This window comes from Pseudarthrobacter sp. RHLT3-21 (genome assembly GCF_059383495.1).
Map to the genome: position 1 here is coordinate 85,607 of NZ_JBWZCI010000006.1, position 14,369 is coordinate 99,975.

Genomic DNA, 14,369 nt, shown 5'->3' on the forward strand with positions numbered 1-14,369 from the left:
ATGAGCACCACCGGACAGCACCCGGACATGCCGCACCTGGATTCTGTTGAATCGGATCCCGCCTACGACTACGCCGAGGACGTCCCCACCAGCGTGGACGACTGGGACGCCGAAGACGAATTCCTGGACGCCGAAAAAGCGGTGGTTCCCACACCCCCGGTAGCAGTCGACGCCGAGGAGCGCGTGGTTCCACTCGATGAGGACGAGTTCCGCGGAACGGAATAGAACGAACGACGGCGGCACTCCGGTTCGCCGGGGAAGCGATGGGGAGTGCCGCCGTCGTACTCTGCGGTGAACGAGTCATTGTCTCCGGTGCTCGAGCCGCTATCTCCGGTGATCGAGCCTGTCGAGATCCCTAGTGGGTCCGGTGGCTGGCGACCGGGTGGGCCTCCATGGGCAGTTCTTCGGTGACCGCTCCCGCGACCCGCTTGTCCCAGGCCGCGCGGACCTCGGGGTCCGTGGGAGGCGTGAGCAGCGAGATCACGATGTAGGAAACCAGTGACGCGCCCAGGCCCCAGTAGATGGGATCGTTGGCGTAGACGCCGTCTTCGCTGGGAATGATTCCCGTGGCGTATCCGATAAGCAGTGCAAGGGTCAGCACCGAGCCGACGGCCATGGACCAGGCGGCTGCGATGCCGGTGCCGCGTTTCCAGACCAGGCCGCCGAGGATGGCCACCAGCAGGCCGCCCACCAGGATGTCGTAGGCGATGGTCAGTGCCACCACGACGTCCTGCGCCGCCATGGAGATCAGCACCGCCACGATGCCCAGGCCCAGGACCCAGTAACGGTTGGCCCTGACGTCGTGCTCGGGGTTTTCGGTGTCGTCGGTGTTGATCGTCTTGCCGAACCAGCTGGCCACGAACGGCACCACGTCGGCACGGGCCACGGTGGCGGCTGCGATCAGGGCGCCGGAGGCGGTGGACATCATGGCTGCGACTGCGGCGGCCATGACCAGGCCGCCGATGCCGATCGGCAGGATCTGGGTGGCGACTTCGGCGTAGACAACGTCCTTGCCGAGGTTGGCGACGTCGATGTCGGGCAGGGCCACGCGGGCGGCCAGGCCGATCAGGGCACCGGCGACGCCGTACAGGATGCAGTAGACGCCGGCCGTTGCGCCGCCCCAGCGGGCCACGGTGGGGGTCTTGGCGGTGAAAACGCGCTGCCAGATGTCCTGGCCGATCAGCAGGCCCAGGGTGTACACCACGAAGTACGTGATGATGGTCTGCAGCCCGATGCCATCGAGCTGGAAGAAGCTGGCGTCAACGCGGGCACGGATCCCGTCGAACCCGCCGGCGGCGTTGAGGACGAACGGGAGCATCAGGAAGAAGATGCCGACCGTCTTGATGATGAACTGCACCTGGTCTGCCAGGGTGATGGACCACATGCCGCCGATGGTGGAGTAGACCAGGACGATGGCGCCGCCGACGGCGATGGCCAGCCAACGCTCCCAGCCGAAGAGGACCACAAAGATGGTGGCGTAAGCGCCCGTGGAGGTGGCGCAGAGCATCAGGGTGTAGGCCAGCATCACGATGCCGGAAGTTTGGGTGGCGCGCTGGCCGTAGCGCAGGCTGAGCATCTGGGAGACCGTGTAGATCTTCAGCCGCTGGATGGTGCCGGCGAATAGCAGGCTCAGGAGGAGCACACCCGCGCCGATGGCCACCACGAGCCACATGCCGGAAATGCCGAACTTGTAGCCCAGGCCGACGCCGCCGACAGTGGAGGCACCGCCCAGGACGACGGCGGCCATGGTGCCGGTGTAGAGCAAGGGGCCGAGGCGGCGGCCGGCCACCAGGAAGTCGCTGTTGTTCTTGGTGCGGGACTTGCCCCACCAGCCGAAGGCCAGCATGGCAATGAGGTACACCACCACGATGGCGATGTTGACGAAGTTAGCGTCCATTTGGGGCTCCTTGGAGCTGATCTGCAGCTTGGCTGGTATCCCGGCGGCGCTGCTGGGGAGGCCGGTTTTCCGCTGCTCTTGTGGAATTGGGAGGAAGAGTTCCTCAAATATTGCCTCAGGGACAACACTTGTTGCCTAAAAAGGCTATGCCGTGACCGACGCAACAGTCAAGGTCGGCCGCACTATCTGTTGTTCGCCGCGGCGCTCGCCGTGTCACGTCTGCCGCTGACCACTAGTATTGCTCCAGAGATGGGGCCGCACGGCCCGGCCATGAAAGGTCCGCACATGAAGGCACTGCCAGTTGAGCCGAGCAATGTTCCCGTTGCCATCGGTTCCCGAATCCGTGCCGCCCGGCAGTCCCAGCGGCTGACCATCGAGCAGGTTGCCGACGCCACGGGCCTGACCAAGGGTTTTCTCAGCCGCGTGGAACGTGACCTTACATCGCCGTCGGTCGCGTCCCTGGTGACCCTGTGCCAGGTCCTGTCCATCTCCATCGGCGATTTGTTTGTGGCCCCGGAGACGCACCTGACCAAGCGGAACGACGGGCCCCGGATCTCCCTGGGTGGCGAAGGTATCGTGGAGCGGCTGCTGACGGCCCGTTCCGAACGGCGCATCCAGATCATCCAGGCCGTCATCGAGCCGCATGGCCGCGGCGAGACCGAGCTCTACGCCGTGGACTGCGACGTGGATGTGCTCCACGTGATCAAGGGAAGTATCCGGCTGATCCTGACCAACGAGGAATACGAGCTCAACACCGGCGACACCGTGACGTTCCCGGGCCGCGAACCGCATACGTGGGTCAATCCCACCGACGAGGCCGTCGAGGTTCTCTGGGTTCTGGTCCCCGCCGCCAGCCGGTAGGCGGGTTTCCGGGGCGCTGACCATGTCAATCTGATTGAAGCCCACCAGGACGGTCCGAACGGTACGCATCTGGCTGCGGCCTTTCTCAACCAGTGCCGATTTGCATGTTCTTCCACCAGTGACCGGTCATGACGATGCCGATTACGGAGACCGGGATGCAAAGGAAGAGCTGTAGTGGGTTAACTGTTTCGGCGGCCGCCGCGCCGCCCATGCCCATCCATAGCCCGGGTGCTGCATAGGGAAACCACGCCCCGGCTCCGAATGCCGTCACCACCTGGGTGACGACCACAAGCAGAACCAGTCCGCCCACGCCGGGAAGATAGCCGCGGGCAACGCTGGCCACGACGGCGAGCGGACAAGCCAGCAGGGCTGCCAGGGCACCGCCGCACCATGCCTTGCCTGCGGCCACCAGGTCCTCCGGGCCGGGCGCGCCCAGACCGATGACGGCACCGGCAAGAAGGGCGACCGCTACGCTGACCAGGCAGAGCAGCAGGGCCCAGAGCAGGATCACCGTAAACTTCGCGTAGGCAAGTTGTCGCCGGCTTACCGGCAAGGCAAACAGGCAGGCTTGGGTTTTTTCGGTGAACTCGCGACCGAAGCACCAACACACCACGAAACCGATCCCCATCAGTGCACCGACGGACAGAAGCATTCCCACCATCGCCAAATACCCGGCCCAGCCTGCACTTGTCAGCATGGCCGCGGCTTTGAGGCCGATCTGGCTGGACCCGTCGGAGGTCGCGGCGACCATAAAGGCCGCTGCGAGGACCGGCAGGGCGACACCGATCAGGACGGACACCGTCCGCACCACGGGCGCCCGGCGGAATTTCAGGACCTCGAATTCCCGTGCCTGCCCCGAAGTGCTCATCATTGCCCTTGCTCCTGTTCGCGCATGTCGGACTGCAGCACAAGGTCAAAGAACTGGCGTTCAAGGTCCGTGGTCCCGGGCTGCAGCGAACCGATGATCCTTCCCCGGTGAAGCACGCTGATCCTGTCTGCCATCCGTGCGACCTCATCAAGGTGGTGGCTGGAGACCAGGATGGCCGCGCCCCTGTCCCGGCACGCCTCCTGGAGTAACCGGCGGAGAATGATGGCACCGCGGGGGTCCAGTGCGTTGGTCGGTTCGTCAAGGACGAGCACGTCCGGTCCATGGACCAGGGCGGCGGCCAGGCCTACGCGCTGCCGGTTTCCCAGTGACAGCGTCCCGGCGCGCCGGGTGGCATATTGCTCCAGGCCCAGATCAGATAATGCCCGTCCCGCGGCGGACCTGGCGGCGTCCCGGTCCATCCCGTGCAACCGGGCGGAGCAGTAGACGTTCTCGCGCGCGGTCAGCTCCGGGTATGCGAAGGGGGTCTCCAGCATCTGCCCGACCCTTGACCATACCTGCGCTCCTGCACCGGATACCGGGAGCCCCGTCAGGTGAGCCGAGCCCAGGTCCGGTTTGAGCATGCCCAGCAGAACCCGCATCAACGTCGTTTTTCCTGCTCCGTTCAGCCCTACCAGGGCGTGGATTTCCGACGGCCCCACGTCCAGGGACACGTCGTCCAGGACGGGGAGTCCGGCCAGGGCTTTCGATACCCGCTCCGCCTTAATGGCCGCTGACGTTTTCATTGGGTACGCCGCACTGTCCTGCCTGAATCGCCCATCAGGTCCAAGGCCGTATTCATCCGGTCCCGCAGTTCGTGCCCGTCCGGTGCCGATGCCCAATCCAGCAGTGCGGCCGTCAATCCGCCCAGGCAGGCTCCTGCGGCAACCCGCGCTTCAACGCGGCCTACGCCGGTCCCCGTCAGGGCTTCAACGATCAGGTCCTCGGTCCTGCGGTTGTTCTCCCAGATGCCGGCTGCAAGCCGCGTATGGCCTGCTATCAGTCTGATCCTCTCTCTGGTCGCACCGTCCGCGGGGTCGGGCACCGAGCTCCACGCGGCCATCAGGCCCAGCCGGACACGCTCCAGCGCGGACAGCCCGGCGTCCTGGGCGGCAACGAGGTCCGCGATCACCGGATCGTAGGGGTCATCAAAGACCGCGGCGTCTTTCGTCGGAAAATACCGGAAGAAGGTCATCTGCGAGACGCCGGCCGCCCTGGCGATCTGCGCGACGGTTGTCTCGTCGAAACCTTGTTGAACGAATAATGCCATGGCATGGTCCTGCAGGAGCGCCCTGGTGGCAGCAGCCTTTCGCATAACGAAAATGTTAGTCTCTAACATTTTTGCCGGTCAAGAGCGGCACGCGGACTTACTTGCGCCGCGTGCGTGGTCTCTTCGGCTGCTTGTAAACAACTGATGCGCATAAGAAAACTTCAGGCTATGATGGGTGTCACACCAGCCGATCAATCCTCGAAGGAGAGCTTCCCCATGGAAGAGCTGCGCATCGAAGCCAACGGCAACCTTGGCCCCATCGATTCATCCCGTATCCCGCGCTATGCCGGCGCCGCAACCTACGCCCGCCTGCCGCGCCTGGACCAGGTGGCCAAGGCTGACGTGACTGTGGTGGGAGTGCCCTTCGACTCGGGGGTTTCGTACCGCCCGGGTGCACGGTTCGGCGCCAACCACGTCCGCGAGGCCAGCCGGCTGCTCCGGCCCTACAACCCGGCCTGGGACGTCAGCCCGTTCGAAAACGTGCAGGTGGCCGACGCCGGCGACATGGCGGTCAACCCGTTCAACATCAACGAAGCCATCGAAACCATCCAGCAGAATGCCCTGGACCTCACCGCGGCCGGCAGCAAGCTGGTGACGCTCGGCGGGGACCACACCATCGCCCTGCCGTTGCTCCGCGCGGCTGCCGAGCGGGCCGGTGGACCCATTGCCATGCTGCACTTTGACGCCCACCTCGACACCTGGGACACCTACTTCGGCGCTGAGTACACCCACGGCACCCCGTTCCGCCGGGCCGTTGAAGAAGGCATCCTGGACACGGAAGCGATCAGCCACATCGGCACCCGCGGTCCGCTCTACGGCAAGAAGGACCTCGACGACGATCACCGCTTCGGGTTCGGCATCGTCACCTCCGCTGACGTCTACTACCAGGGCGTCCTGGAGACGGTGGCCAAGGTCCGCGACCGGATCGGCAACCGCCCGCTCTACATTTCCGTGGACATCGACGTCCTGGACCCCGCGCATGCGCCCGGTACCGGAACCCCGGAGGCCGGCGGCATCACCAGCCGCGAACTCCTGGAGATCATCCGCGGCTTCCGCGGCCTGAACCTGGTGGGCGCCGACGTCGTAGAGATTGCTCCCGCCTACGACCACGCCGAAATCACCGGCGTGGCTGCCAGCCATGTGGCCTATGAACTGATCACCCTGATGGCGGACAATGCTGTTGAAGGTGACCGGTTCGGGGCAGCCAACGGCTACGCCGCCCAAGCCCTCGGCCAAGAAGCCCGCCAACCTGCCGGTTTCGCCGCCGGAACCAAGGAGTAGCCACCATGATTGATTTCGATCCGGGTACGGCAGCTGCGCCCGCAGGGGACAGCGGACGGACCAGCCAGCGCAACGGCGGGGACCTCGTCGTCGAAACCCTTGAAGCGCTCGGCGCCAAGACCGTCTTCGGCATCCCGGGCCAGCACGCGCTCGGCCTGTTTGACGCCATGGGCCGCGGCAACCTGCACTTTGTGTCCTCCCGCGTGGAGAACAACAGCGCCTTCGCCGCGGACGGGTATTCCCGCGCCACCGGTGAAGTGGGCGTGCTGTTCCTGTCCACCGGACCCGGCGCGCTGACGTCCCTCGCCGGCCTGCAGGAGGCCTACGCCACGGGTGTGCCCATGGTGGTGGTGGCCAGCCAGATCCCGCTCGAAGGACTCGGCGCCCGCCGCAAGGGCATGCTGCACCAGCTCGATGACCAGAAGGCCTCGGCCGCGAACGTCACCAAGAGCCAGCGCCTGATCCAGCACGCCTCGGGCATTCCGTCGGCCATCCAGGATGCCTGGACTGAAGCCATCTCCTCGCCGCAGGGCCCGGTCTGGCTGGAAATCCCGCAGAACGTGCTGCTGGATCCCATCATGGTCCCCCCGGTGGAGGACGCGCTCGCCGAAGCAGCGGACAACCCGCCCCGCGTGGAGCTGGTCCGGGAAGCGGTGAAATGGCTGTCGACGGCGTCACGTCCCGCCATCATCGCCGGTGGCGGTACCCGGCGCGGCCGGGCCGAAAAATCCCTGCTTTCGATCGCCGAAAAGCTGCGGGCACCGGTCATCTGCACGCCTGGCGGCAACGGCGCCTTCCCGTGGACCCATGAGCTTTCGCTGCAGTCCTGGATCGAGGACCGCCACATGACGGACCTCCTGGAAGATGCCGATGTCCTGATTGTCATCGGTTCGTCCCTCGGTGAAGTCACGTCCAACTACTTCACGTTCGCGCCGCGCGGCCGCATCATCCAGATCGACGCCGAACCGCGCGTCCTCGAATCGAACAGCCCCGGCCTGGGCATCCGCGCCGACGCCGGCCAGGCGCTCGCCGCCCTCGACGAGGCCCTGGCAGCGCCCGTCGACACCACCCGCAGCTGGCGTGGGACCACCCCCGAGGACCTGGTGAAGGAATCCCTCGCCACGGTCAAGGCAAGGCTGGAATCCCAGGACCTGGGCAAAGAGCTGAAATTCATGTCCGACATCCGCGAAGCCGTCCCCGCGGACATGCAGACCTTCTGGGACATGACCATCTCGGCGTACTGGGGCTGGAGCTGCTGGGATGCGCGGCAGGGCCAGTTCCATTCCGCCCAGGGTGCAGGCGGCCTGGGCTACGGCTTCCCGGCAGCCATCGGCGGAGCCGTTGGGCTGGAAACGCTGGGCAAGCCCGGCCGCGTACTCGCCGTGTCCGGTGACGGTTCATCCATGTACTCCATTTCCGAACTCGCCACTGCCAAGCAGCACAACATCCCGGTCACCTGGCTGATCGTGGACGACGGCGGCTACGGCATCCTGCGCGAATACATGGTTGGCGCCTTCGGCAAGGCCACGGCCACCGAGCTCGCGCGCCCCGACTTCGTCAAGCTCGCCGAAGCATTCGGGGTGCCGGCCACGCGAGTGGCCCCCGAGGACGTCGGGGACGCGCTCAAGGCGGGCTTCGCGGCGGACGGACCCAACGTCGTCGTCGTCGAAACCCTGCTCAAGATGTTCGGCCCCACCCACCTGGACGGCTGAACACCCAAGCACCAACCACGCGCGAACTGGCAGCTAATACCCTCCCCAAGCGAATTTGAGGGCGTTAGCTGCCAGTTCGCGCTTGGCGTTTAAGGGGACGTTGACTCCTGCCATCTTCTTTAGTTTCCCAAAGCAACCATTTAAGATATAGTTGCCTAAGGCACACAAAAGAGGAGAGCTCAATCATGGCAGTCGCCCCGGACACCGCAGCGGACCTTGTCTACCGCATCTTCGACCTCCAAAGGGTGGTCCGATGTGTGGCCGCGGCGAGCTTCCGCGGACAGGACACCGGGGTTGCGCTGCAAGGCGTGCTCAGGTTCGTCGGGGAGGGGGAATCCCGCGCCACCCACCTTGCGGAACGGCTCGGCGTCAGCGCCCCCGTCCTCAGCCGCCATATCGCGGACCTTGAAGAGCAGGGTTACGTCATCCGGCGGCAGGATCCCGACGACGGCCGTGCCCAGTTGGTTGCCCTGTCGCCGGCGGGCGTGGACAAGCTCCGGAAGATCGAGGAGCATCGCACGGCCACGCTGCAGGATTACCTCAGCGATTGGAGCCAGGAGGATGCCGAAGACACGGCACGGATCCTGACGAGACTCTCGGAGTCCCTCAAGCATTCAGCCCGGGCACATGCTGTCCCGGCACTTTCAACCGCGGCAACATCCGCCGCAACCCAGACCCTCCAGGAGCACTGATATGTCGAGCCAACCCGCCGCACCACCATTGGCGATGACCCACCGCCAGATCATGGAAGCCCTGACCGGGCTCCTCGCGGCGTTCTTCACCGCAATCCTCAGCAGCACCATCGTGGCCAACGCGCTGCCCACCATCATGTCCGATCTGCACGGCACCCAGACCGACTTCGCCTGGGTGATCACGGCCGCCCTGCTGGCCAACGCCGTCACCACCCCCATCTGGGGCAAGCTGTCCGACCTCTTCAACAAGAAGATCCTGGTCCAGCTGAGCATCGTCATCTTCGTGGCCGGCTCCGTCATGGCCGGACTCTCCGAGACCATCCCGCTGCTGCTCACCGCACGCGTTATCCAGGGCGTGGCCATGGGCGGACTCACCGCGTTGGCGCAGTCCATCATCGGCACCATGATCCCGCCCCGGGACCGCGGCAAATACTCCGGCTACATGGGCGCCGTGATGGCGGTAGGCACTGCCGGCGGCCCGCTGCTGGGCGGATTTATCGTGGACAGCCCGCTGGGCTGGCGCTGGACCTTCTTCGTCTGCGTGCCGCTCGCCGTCGTCGCGCTTATCCTGCTCCAGATCACCCTGAAAATCGAGCACATCAAGCGCCACGTCAAGATCGACTGGCTTGGTTCCATCCTGCTGACCTCCGGCGTCAGCCTGCTCCTGATCTGGGTTTCCTTCGCCGGCAACCCCGCCTACTACGACTGGGTTTCCTGGCAGTCGGCCGCCATGGTTGGTGGCGGCGTTGTGCTGCTGGCCCTGCTGGTGCTGGTGGAGTCCAAGGTGGAGCAGCCCATCATCCCGCTGAAGATCATCTCCGAACGCACCACCGCTCTGGCCATCATCGCTTCAGTGGCCGTGGGCATCGCGATGTTCGGTTCAACCACCTTCCTGGGCCAGTACTTCCAGGTGGCCCGCGGCGCCACGCCTACCGAAGCCGGACTCCTGACGCTTCCGATGATCGCCGGCAACCTGACCGGCTCGGTCGTTTCCGGTCTGCTCATCAGCCGCACCGGCAAGTGGAAGGGCTACCTGATCGGCGGGTCCATCCTGCTGATCGGCGGCCTCGGCTTGTCCGGCACCATGGACCACACCACCGAACTGTGGCAGGCCGGTATCTTCACAGCAATCCTGGGCGTGGGCCTCGGCATGCTGATGCAGAACCTGGTCTTGGCGGTACAGAACACGGTCCGGGCGTCCGACATCGGTTCGGCCAGCGCGTCCGTGGCATTCTTCCGCTCGGTGGGCGGCGCGATCGGTGTGTCCGTGCTCGGCGCCGTCCTCAGCAGCCGGGTCAGCGAACTCGCCACGCAGGGCCTGGCTGCGGCTGGCATCCCGGTGGACGGCGGGTCGGCGGGAGCCAGCATGGACCTCGTTGATATGCCCGCACCGGTCCGGGAGATCATGCGCGCTGCATACGGCGACGCCACCGCCGAGGTCTTCCTGATCTCCGCCGGCGTTGCGGTGATAGCCCTGGTCTCGGTCCTGTTCATCAAGGAACGCCCGCTGCGGCGCACCGTTGACATCCAGCCGGACGCCGAGCCAGGGGCGGGGACAGGCGCAGAGGAAAGCGCCAAGGAAAGAACCGACGCTGAAAGCACGACGCCGGAACTCGCCTCCGCCAACCGCTGACCTAAGCGCGAACGGGCTGACAGACGCGCGACCCGCTGACAGGCGCGCGAACGGACACTTGGGGCCCTGGATCCAGGGCCGCAAGTGTCCGTTCGCGCAGGTGGGTGGCCGTGGAACGTGTGGTTGAGTACGCCGATCGGATGATATTTGCCGTAGATGTTTCGCCCGGGCAACGGATTTCGTAGAGTAGGTAGGCTGAGAAATGTCAGCCCCGTCTGTTACTACTTATCCTCATCATTTCGCGCTCTCTTCCTAAGGATTCACGGGCATGCTCCTCACCCTCATACGGCGCTACTCCAAGCCGTATATGCCATACATCGTGGCCGTCGTTGTGTTCCAGCTCGCGTCCACCATCGCGGCGCTTTACCTGCCCAGCCTCAACGCCCAGATCATCGATGAAGGCGTTTCCCGCGGGGACACGGATTTCATTTGGCGGACCGGGTCCGTGATGCTGCTGGTGGCCATTGTTCAGGTAGGCACCGCCATCGCCGGCGTCTACTACGGCTCAAAAACTGCCATGGCCGTGGGCCGCGACCTGCGCCGAGGCGTGTTCCGCAAGGTCACCAGTTTCTCCGCCAAGGACGTGAACACGTTCGGCGCCCCCACCCTCATCACCCGCGGCACGAACGACGTCCAGCAGGTCCAGATGCTGGTGCTGATGGGCCTGAACTTCATGGTGGCCACCCCCATCATGTGCATCGGCGGCATCATCATGGCGCTGCGTGAGGACATCAGCCTGTCCTGGCTGGTCTGGGTCTCCGTGCCCGTGCTGATCGTGGTGGTGGGATACCTGGTGGTCCGGCTGATGCCCCTCTTCCGTTCCATGCAGAAGAAGATCGACCGCATCAACGCTGTCCTTCGCGAGCAGATCATCGGCATCCGGGTGGTCCGGGCCTTTGTCCGAGAGCCCTATGAAACCGAGCGTTTCGGCGTCGCCAACAAGGACCTGACGGATGTTTCGCTGAAGATCGGTGCGCTGTTTGTCCTGATGTTCCCGGCCATCGGCATGATCCTGCACCTGTCCACCGCCGCCGTGCTGTGGTTCGGCGGCCAGCGCGTGGACTCGGGCGACATGCAGGTGGGCTCCCTGACCGCATTCCTGCAGTACCTGTTGCAGATCCTCATGGCCGTCATGATGGGCACGTTTATGGCCATGATGATCCCGCGCGCCTCCGTCTGCGCGGACCGCATCGGTGAGGTGCTCGACGTCGAACCCTCCATCCACGATCCCGAACGTCCCGAAACTCCCGCCACTCTGGCCGGGGTAGTGGAGTACCGGAACGTCACCTTTGCCTACCCCGGTGCCGAGTCGCCGGTGCTGAGTAACATCAGCTTCACCGCGAAGCCGGGCGAGACCGTTGCCATCATCGGTTCCACCGGTGCGGGGAAGACCTCGCTGCTATCCCTGCTGCCCCGCCTCTATGACATCGCTGAGGGTGAAGTCCTCCTGGACGGCGTTTCCGTCAGCAACCTGGACCGGGCCGAGATCACCAAGCGCGTGGCCCTGGTCCCGCAGCGGCCGTACCTCTTCTCGGGCACCATCGAGCACAACCTGCGCTTCGGCAAGACCGAAGCCACGGACCAGGAGATCTGGGACGCGCTGCAGATCGCCCAAGGCGGAGACTTTGTCCGCGAGAAGAAGAACGGACTGAACGTGCGCATCGCCCAGGGCGGCACCAACGTCTCCGGCGGGCAGCGGCAGCGGCTCTGCATCGCCCGCGCGTTGATCACCAAACCCAAGGTGTACCTCTTTGACGATTCGTTCTCGGCGCTGGACGTGGCAACCGACGCCAGGCTCCGCGCAGCTCTGAAACAGACCACTGCCGACGCCACCGTGATCATCGTGGCCCAGCGGATCTCCACCATCACCGATGCAGACCAGATCCTGGTCCTGGACAACGGCCGGATCGTGGACCGCGGAACGCATGAGGAACTCCTGGAAACCTCACCCACCTACCAGGAAATTGTTGAATCCCAGCTGAGCGTGGAGGAAATGGCATGAGCGCCGCCAAGAAGGTCTCGACAGGCTCGACCACCGTAACAGGCTCGACCACCGTAACAAGCTCGACCACCGGAACGCACCCGGATTCCACCACCCCCGAAGACCTCCTGGAGGACGACGAGTTCTTCGAGGAGGAGTACAAGCCCTCGGAGGCCGACGGCGACATGTTCGGCGGCATGCCCGCCAAAAAGGCCGAGCACTTCTGGCCCTCGGCGAAGCGTCTGCTGGGGCTCCTGAAGCCTGAAGCTGTGGGAATCTACGCCGTGGTGGCCCTGGTGGTGGTCTCGGTGGTCCTGAATGTCATCGCCCCCAAGATCCTGGGCCAGGCAATGGACGTCATCTTCGGCGGCGTGGTTGGCAAGCAACTGCCCGCCGGCGCCAGCAAGGACGAGTTCGTGGAAGGCCTGCGCCAGCAGGGGCAGGACAACTTCGCGGACATGGTCTCCCGGATGGAGCTGGTTCCCGGCACCGGGATCAACTTCCAGAAACTCTCAGTCCTGATCGCCATCGTGCTGGTGATGTACTTTGTGGCCAACATCTTCCTCTGGCTGCAGGGCTACGTGCTGAACCGCATCGTTATGAAGGTGATCCGCAGGCTCCGGGACGACACCGAAAAGAAGCTGAACCGGCTCCCGCTGAACTACTTCGACACCCGCCAGCGCGGCGACGTCCTCTCCCGGGTGACGAACGACGTCGACAACGTCCAGCAGGCGCTGCAGCAGGCCTTTGCGCAGCTGATCAGCTCGCTGCTGACTGTGATCGGCATCGTCATCATGATGTTCATCGTCTCCTGGCAGCTCGCTCTGATCGCCCTCGTGGCACTGCCGCTGTCCGGTGTGGCTGCCGGCCTGATCGGCTCGCGCAGCCAGAAGCTCTTTGCAGCCCAGTGGAAGAACACGGGCGAGCTGAACGGCCAGATCGAGGAGTCCTTCTCCGGGCACGACCTTGTGCGGGTCTTCGGCCGTGACGCTGACATGTTGGAACGCTTCGAAGAGCGGAACGAGGCCCTCTACAAGGCCAGCTTCGGAGCCCAGTTCGTCTCCGGCATGATCTTCCCGGTTATGCAGTTCGTTTCCTACCTCAGCTATGTGGGCATCGCCGTTGTGGGTGGCCTCCGGGTGGCGTCAGGCTCGATGTCCCTGGGCGACGCCACGGCGTTCATCCAGTACTCGCGCGAGTTCACCCAGCCGCTGGGCCAGATGGCCGGCATGGCCAACATGCTGCAGTCCGGTGTGGCGTCCTCGGAGCGGGTTTTTGAATTCCTCGACGCCGATGAGCAGGACTCCGAGACGGCCACCGAGCACCTGCCGGCCAAAACCGACGGGCATGTGGAGTTCAAGGACGTCACGTTCAGCTACACCGAGGACAAGCCGCTGATCGAAAACCTGTCCTTCACGGCAGAGCCCGGGCACACCGTGGCGATTGTTGGTCCCACGGGGGCCGGCAAAACCACCCTGGTGAACCTGGTGATGCGCTTCTACGAGCTCAATTCAGGGTCCATCACCTTGGACGGCGTGGATGTCACGCACCTGAGCCGTTCCGAGCTCCGGTCGAAGGTGGGCATGGTACTCCAGGATGCGTGGCTGTTTGGCGGGTCCATTTACGACAACATCCGCTACGGCAATCTGGACGCCACCGAGGAACAGGTCATGGCAGCCGCCAAGGCCACCTTCGTGGACCGCTTTGTGCGCGCCCTGCCGGATGGCTACGACACTGTGATCGATGAGGAAGGAAACAACGTCAGCGCCGGTGAGAAGCAGCTGATCACCATCGCCCGGGCATTTGTGGCCAACCCGTCGCTGCTCATCCTGGATGAGGCCACCAGCTCCGTGGATACGCGCACCGAGCTGCTGGTCCAGAAGGCCATGGCAGCGCTGCGGACGGAGCGCACCAGCTTTGTGATCGCCCACCGGCTCTCCACCATCCGCGACGCCGACACCATCCTGGTGATGGAAAACGGCAAGATTGTGGAGCAGGGCTACCACAAGGCGCTGCTGGCGGCTGAAGGTGCCTACTACCGGCTGTACATGTCGCAGTTCGCCGGCTCCGACGTTGAAGAAAGCGTTGTGGACGATTCGACGGCGGTCCACAGCTGAGCGCGCTGGAAACCGGAGCCGGGATCCCCGGCACGCCGGCCGGGAGCCCGGTCGCCCCCG

The 14,369-nt window shown here is 64.8% G+C and carries 12 protein-coding genes; 8 read left to right on the forward strand and 4 right to left on the reverse strand.

All coding sequences use genetic code 11. The features are described from left to right. Window positions 1–225: a hypothetical protein gene (locus tag AC50YA_RS08830; protein ID WP_494981910.1), complete on the forward strand. Its 225-nt coding sequence runs from the start codon at window positions 1–3 to the stop codon at window positions 223–225. A gap of 130 nt (window positions 226–355) precedes the next feature. On the opposite strand, the gene AC50YA_RS08835 is transcribed toward AC50YA_RS08830, so the two are convergent. Further along, window positions 356–1,897: a sodium:solute symporter family protein gene (locus AC50YA_RS08835; RefSeq protein ID WP_494981911.1), complete on the reverse strand. Its 1,542-nt coding sequence runs from the start codon at window positions 1,895–1,897 to the stop codon at window positions 356–358. A 285-nt stretch (window positions 1,898–2,182) separates the two neighbouring features. On the opposite strand from AC50YA_RS08835, the gene AC50YA_RS08840 reads away from it, so the two are divergent. Beyond that, window positions 2,183–2,758 carry a helix-turn-helix domain-containing protein gene (locus AC50YA_RS08840; RefSeq protein WP_160677970.1) on the forward strand — a complete coding sequence of 192 codons (576 nt, stop codon included), beginning with the start codon at window positions 2,183–2,185 and terminating at the stop codon, window positions 2,756–2,758. Between the two features lie 85 nt (window positions 2,759–2,843). Here AC50YA_RS08840 and AC50YA_RS08845 read toward each other — a convergent pair whose 3' ends face one another. From AC50YA_RS08845 to AC50YA_RS08855, 3 genes are read right to left on the reverse strand one after another with little or no spacing between them, the layout of a single operon-like run. Further along, window positions 2,844–3,629 (reverse strand): ABC transporter permease, encoded by a 786-nt coding sequence (locus tag AC50YA_RS08845; protein WP_494981912.1) that lies wholly within the window; start codon window positions 3,627–3,629, stop codon window positions 2,844–2,846. Beyond that, on the reverse strand, window positions 3,626–4,369 hold the full coding sequence (locus AC50YA_RS08850; protein WP_494981913.1) for an ABC transporter ATP-binding protein: 744 nt from the start codon (window positions 4,367–4,369) through the stop codon (window positions 3,626–3,628). Before AC50YA_RS08850 ends, AC50YA_RS08845 begins: the two co-directional genes overlap by 4 nt. Then, window positions 4,366–4,938 carry a TetR family transcriptional regulator gene (locus tag AC50YA_RS08855; protein WP_494981914.1) on the reverse strand — a complete coding sequence of 191 codons (573 nt, stop codon included), beginning with the start codon at window positions 4,936–4,938 and terminating at the stop codon, window positions 4,366–4,368. Before AC50YA_RS08855 ends, AC50YA_RS08850 begins: the two co-directional genes overlap by 4 nt. Window positions 4,939–5,109: 171 nt before the next feature. On the opposite strand from AC50YA_RS08855, the gene speB reads away from it, so the two are divergent. The 6 genes from speB to AC50YA_RS08885 all read left to right on the forward strand — a co-directional run bounded on the left by speB (window position 5,110) and on the right by AC50YA_RS08885 (window position 14,309). Then, window positions 5,110–6,174 carry an agmatinase gene (gene speB / locus AC50YA_RS08860; RefSeq protein WP_494981915.1) on the forward strand — a complete coding sequence of 355 codons (1,065 nt, stop codon included), beginning with the start codon at window positions 5,110–5,112 and terminating at the stop codon, window positions 6,172–6,174. Window positions 6,175–6,179: 5 nt separating this feature from the next. Further along, complete coding sequence (locus AC50YA_RS08865) at window positions 6,180–7,886, forward strand: thiamine pyrophosphate-binding protein (RefSeq protein WP_494981916.1); 1,707 nt, start codon at window positions 6,180–6,182, stop codon at window positions 7,884–7,886. Window positions 7,887–8,071: 185 nt separating this feature from the next. Beyond that, a complete protein-coding gene (locus tag AC50YA_RS08870) occupies window positions 8,072–8,578 on the forward strand; it encodes a MarR family winged helix-turn-helix transcriptional regulator (protein WP_494981917.1) in 507 nt (168 codons plus the stop codon). Between the two features lies 1 nt (window position 8,579). Next, the gene (locus AC50YA_RS08875) at window positions 8,580–10,211 is read left to right on the forward strand and encodes an MDR family MFS transporter (RefSeq protein WP_494981918.1); all 1,632 of its coding nucleotides are present in this window, start codon (window positions 8,580–8,582) and stop codon (window positions 10,209–10,211) included. 268 nt (window positions 10,212–10,479) lie between these two features. Next, window positions 10,480–12,213: an ABC transporter ATP-binding protein gene (locus AC50YA_RS08880; RefSeq protein ID WP_494981919.1), complete on the forward strand. Its 1,734-nt coding sequence runs from the start codon at window positions 10,480–10,482 to the stop codon at window positions 12,211–12,213. A 164-nt stretch (window positions 12,214–12,377) separates the two neighbouring features. Beyond that, window positions 12,378–14,309: an ABC transporter ATP-binding protein gene (locus tag AC50YA_RS08885; protein WP_494982036.1), complete on the forward strand. Its 1,932-nt coding sequence runs from the start codon at window positions 12,378–12,380 to the stop codon at window positions 14,307–14,309. The last annotated feature ends 60 nt before the right edge of the window (window positions 14,310–14,369 follow it).

What these genes read in the sequence shown, in the direction of transcription:
- AC50YA_RS08830 (WP_494981910.1), top strand. Translation starts at nt 1, where the DNA reads ATGAGCACCACCGGACAGCACCCGGACATGCCGCACCTGGATTCTGTT.
- AC50YA_RS08835 (WP_494981911.1), bottom strand. Translation starts at nt 1,897, where the DNA reads ATGGACGCTAACTTCGTCAACATCGCCATCGTGGTGGTGTACCTCATT.
- AC50YA_RS08840 (WP_160677970.1), top strand. Translation starts at nt 2,183, where the DNA reads ATGAAGGCACTGCCAGTTGAGCCGAGCAATGTTCCCGTTGCCATCGGT.
- AC50YA_RS08845 (WP_494981912.1), bottom strand. Translation starts at nt 3,629, where the DNA reads ATGATGAGCACTTCGGGGCAGGCACGGGAATTCGAGGTCCTGAAATTC.
- AC50YA_RS08850 (WP_494981913.1), bottom strand. Translation starts at nt 4,369, where the DNA reads ATGAAAACGTCAGCGGCCATTAAGGCGGAGCGGGTATCGAAAGCCCTG.
- AC50YA_RS08855 (WP_494981914.1), bottom strand. Translation starts at nt 4,938, where the DNA reads ATGCGAAAGGCTGCTGCCACCAGGGCGCTCCTGCAGGACCATGCCATG.
- speB (WP_494981915.1), top strand. Translation starts at nt 5,110, where the DNA reads ATGGAAGAGCTGCGCATCGAAGCCAACGGCAACCTTGGCCCCATCGAT.
- AC50YA_RS08865 (WP_494981916.1), top strand. Translation starts at nt 6,180, where the DNA reads ATGATTGATTTCGATCCGGGTACGGCAGCTGCGCCCGCAGGGGACAGC.
- AC50YA_RS08870 (WP_494981917.1), top strand. Translation starts at nt 8,072, where the DNA reads ATGGCAGTCGCCCCGGACACCGCAGCGGACCTTGTCTACCGCATCTTC.
- AC50YA_RS08875 (WP_494981918.1), top strand. Translation starts at nt 8,580, where the DNA reads ATGTCGAGCCAACCCGCCGCACCACCATTGGCGATGACCCACCGCCAG.
- AC50YA_RS08880 (WP_494981919.1), top strand. Translation starts at nt 10,480, where the DNA reads ATGCTCCTCACCCTCATACGGCGCTACTCCAAGCCGTATATGCCATAC.
- AC50YA_RS08885 (WP_494982036.1), top strand. Translation starts at nt 12,378, where the DNA reads ATGTTCGGCGGCATGCCCGCCAAAAAGGCCGAGCACTTCTGGCCCTCG.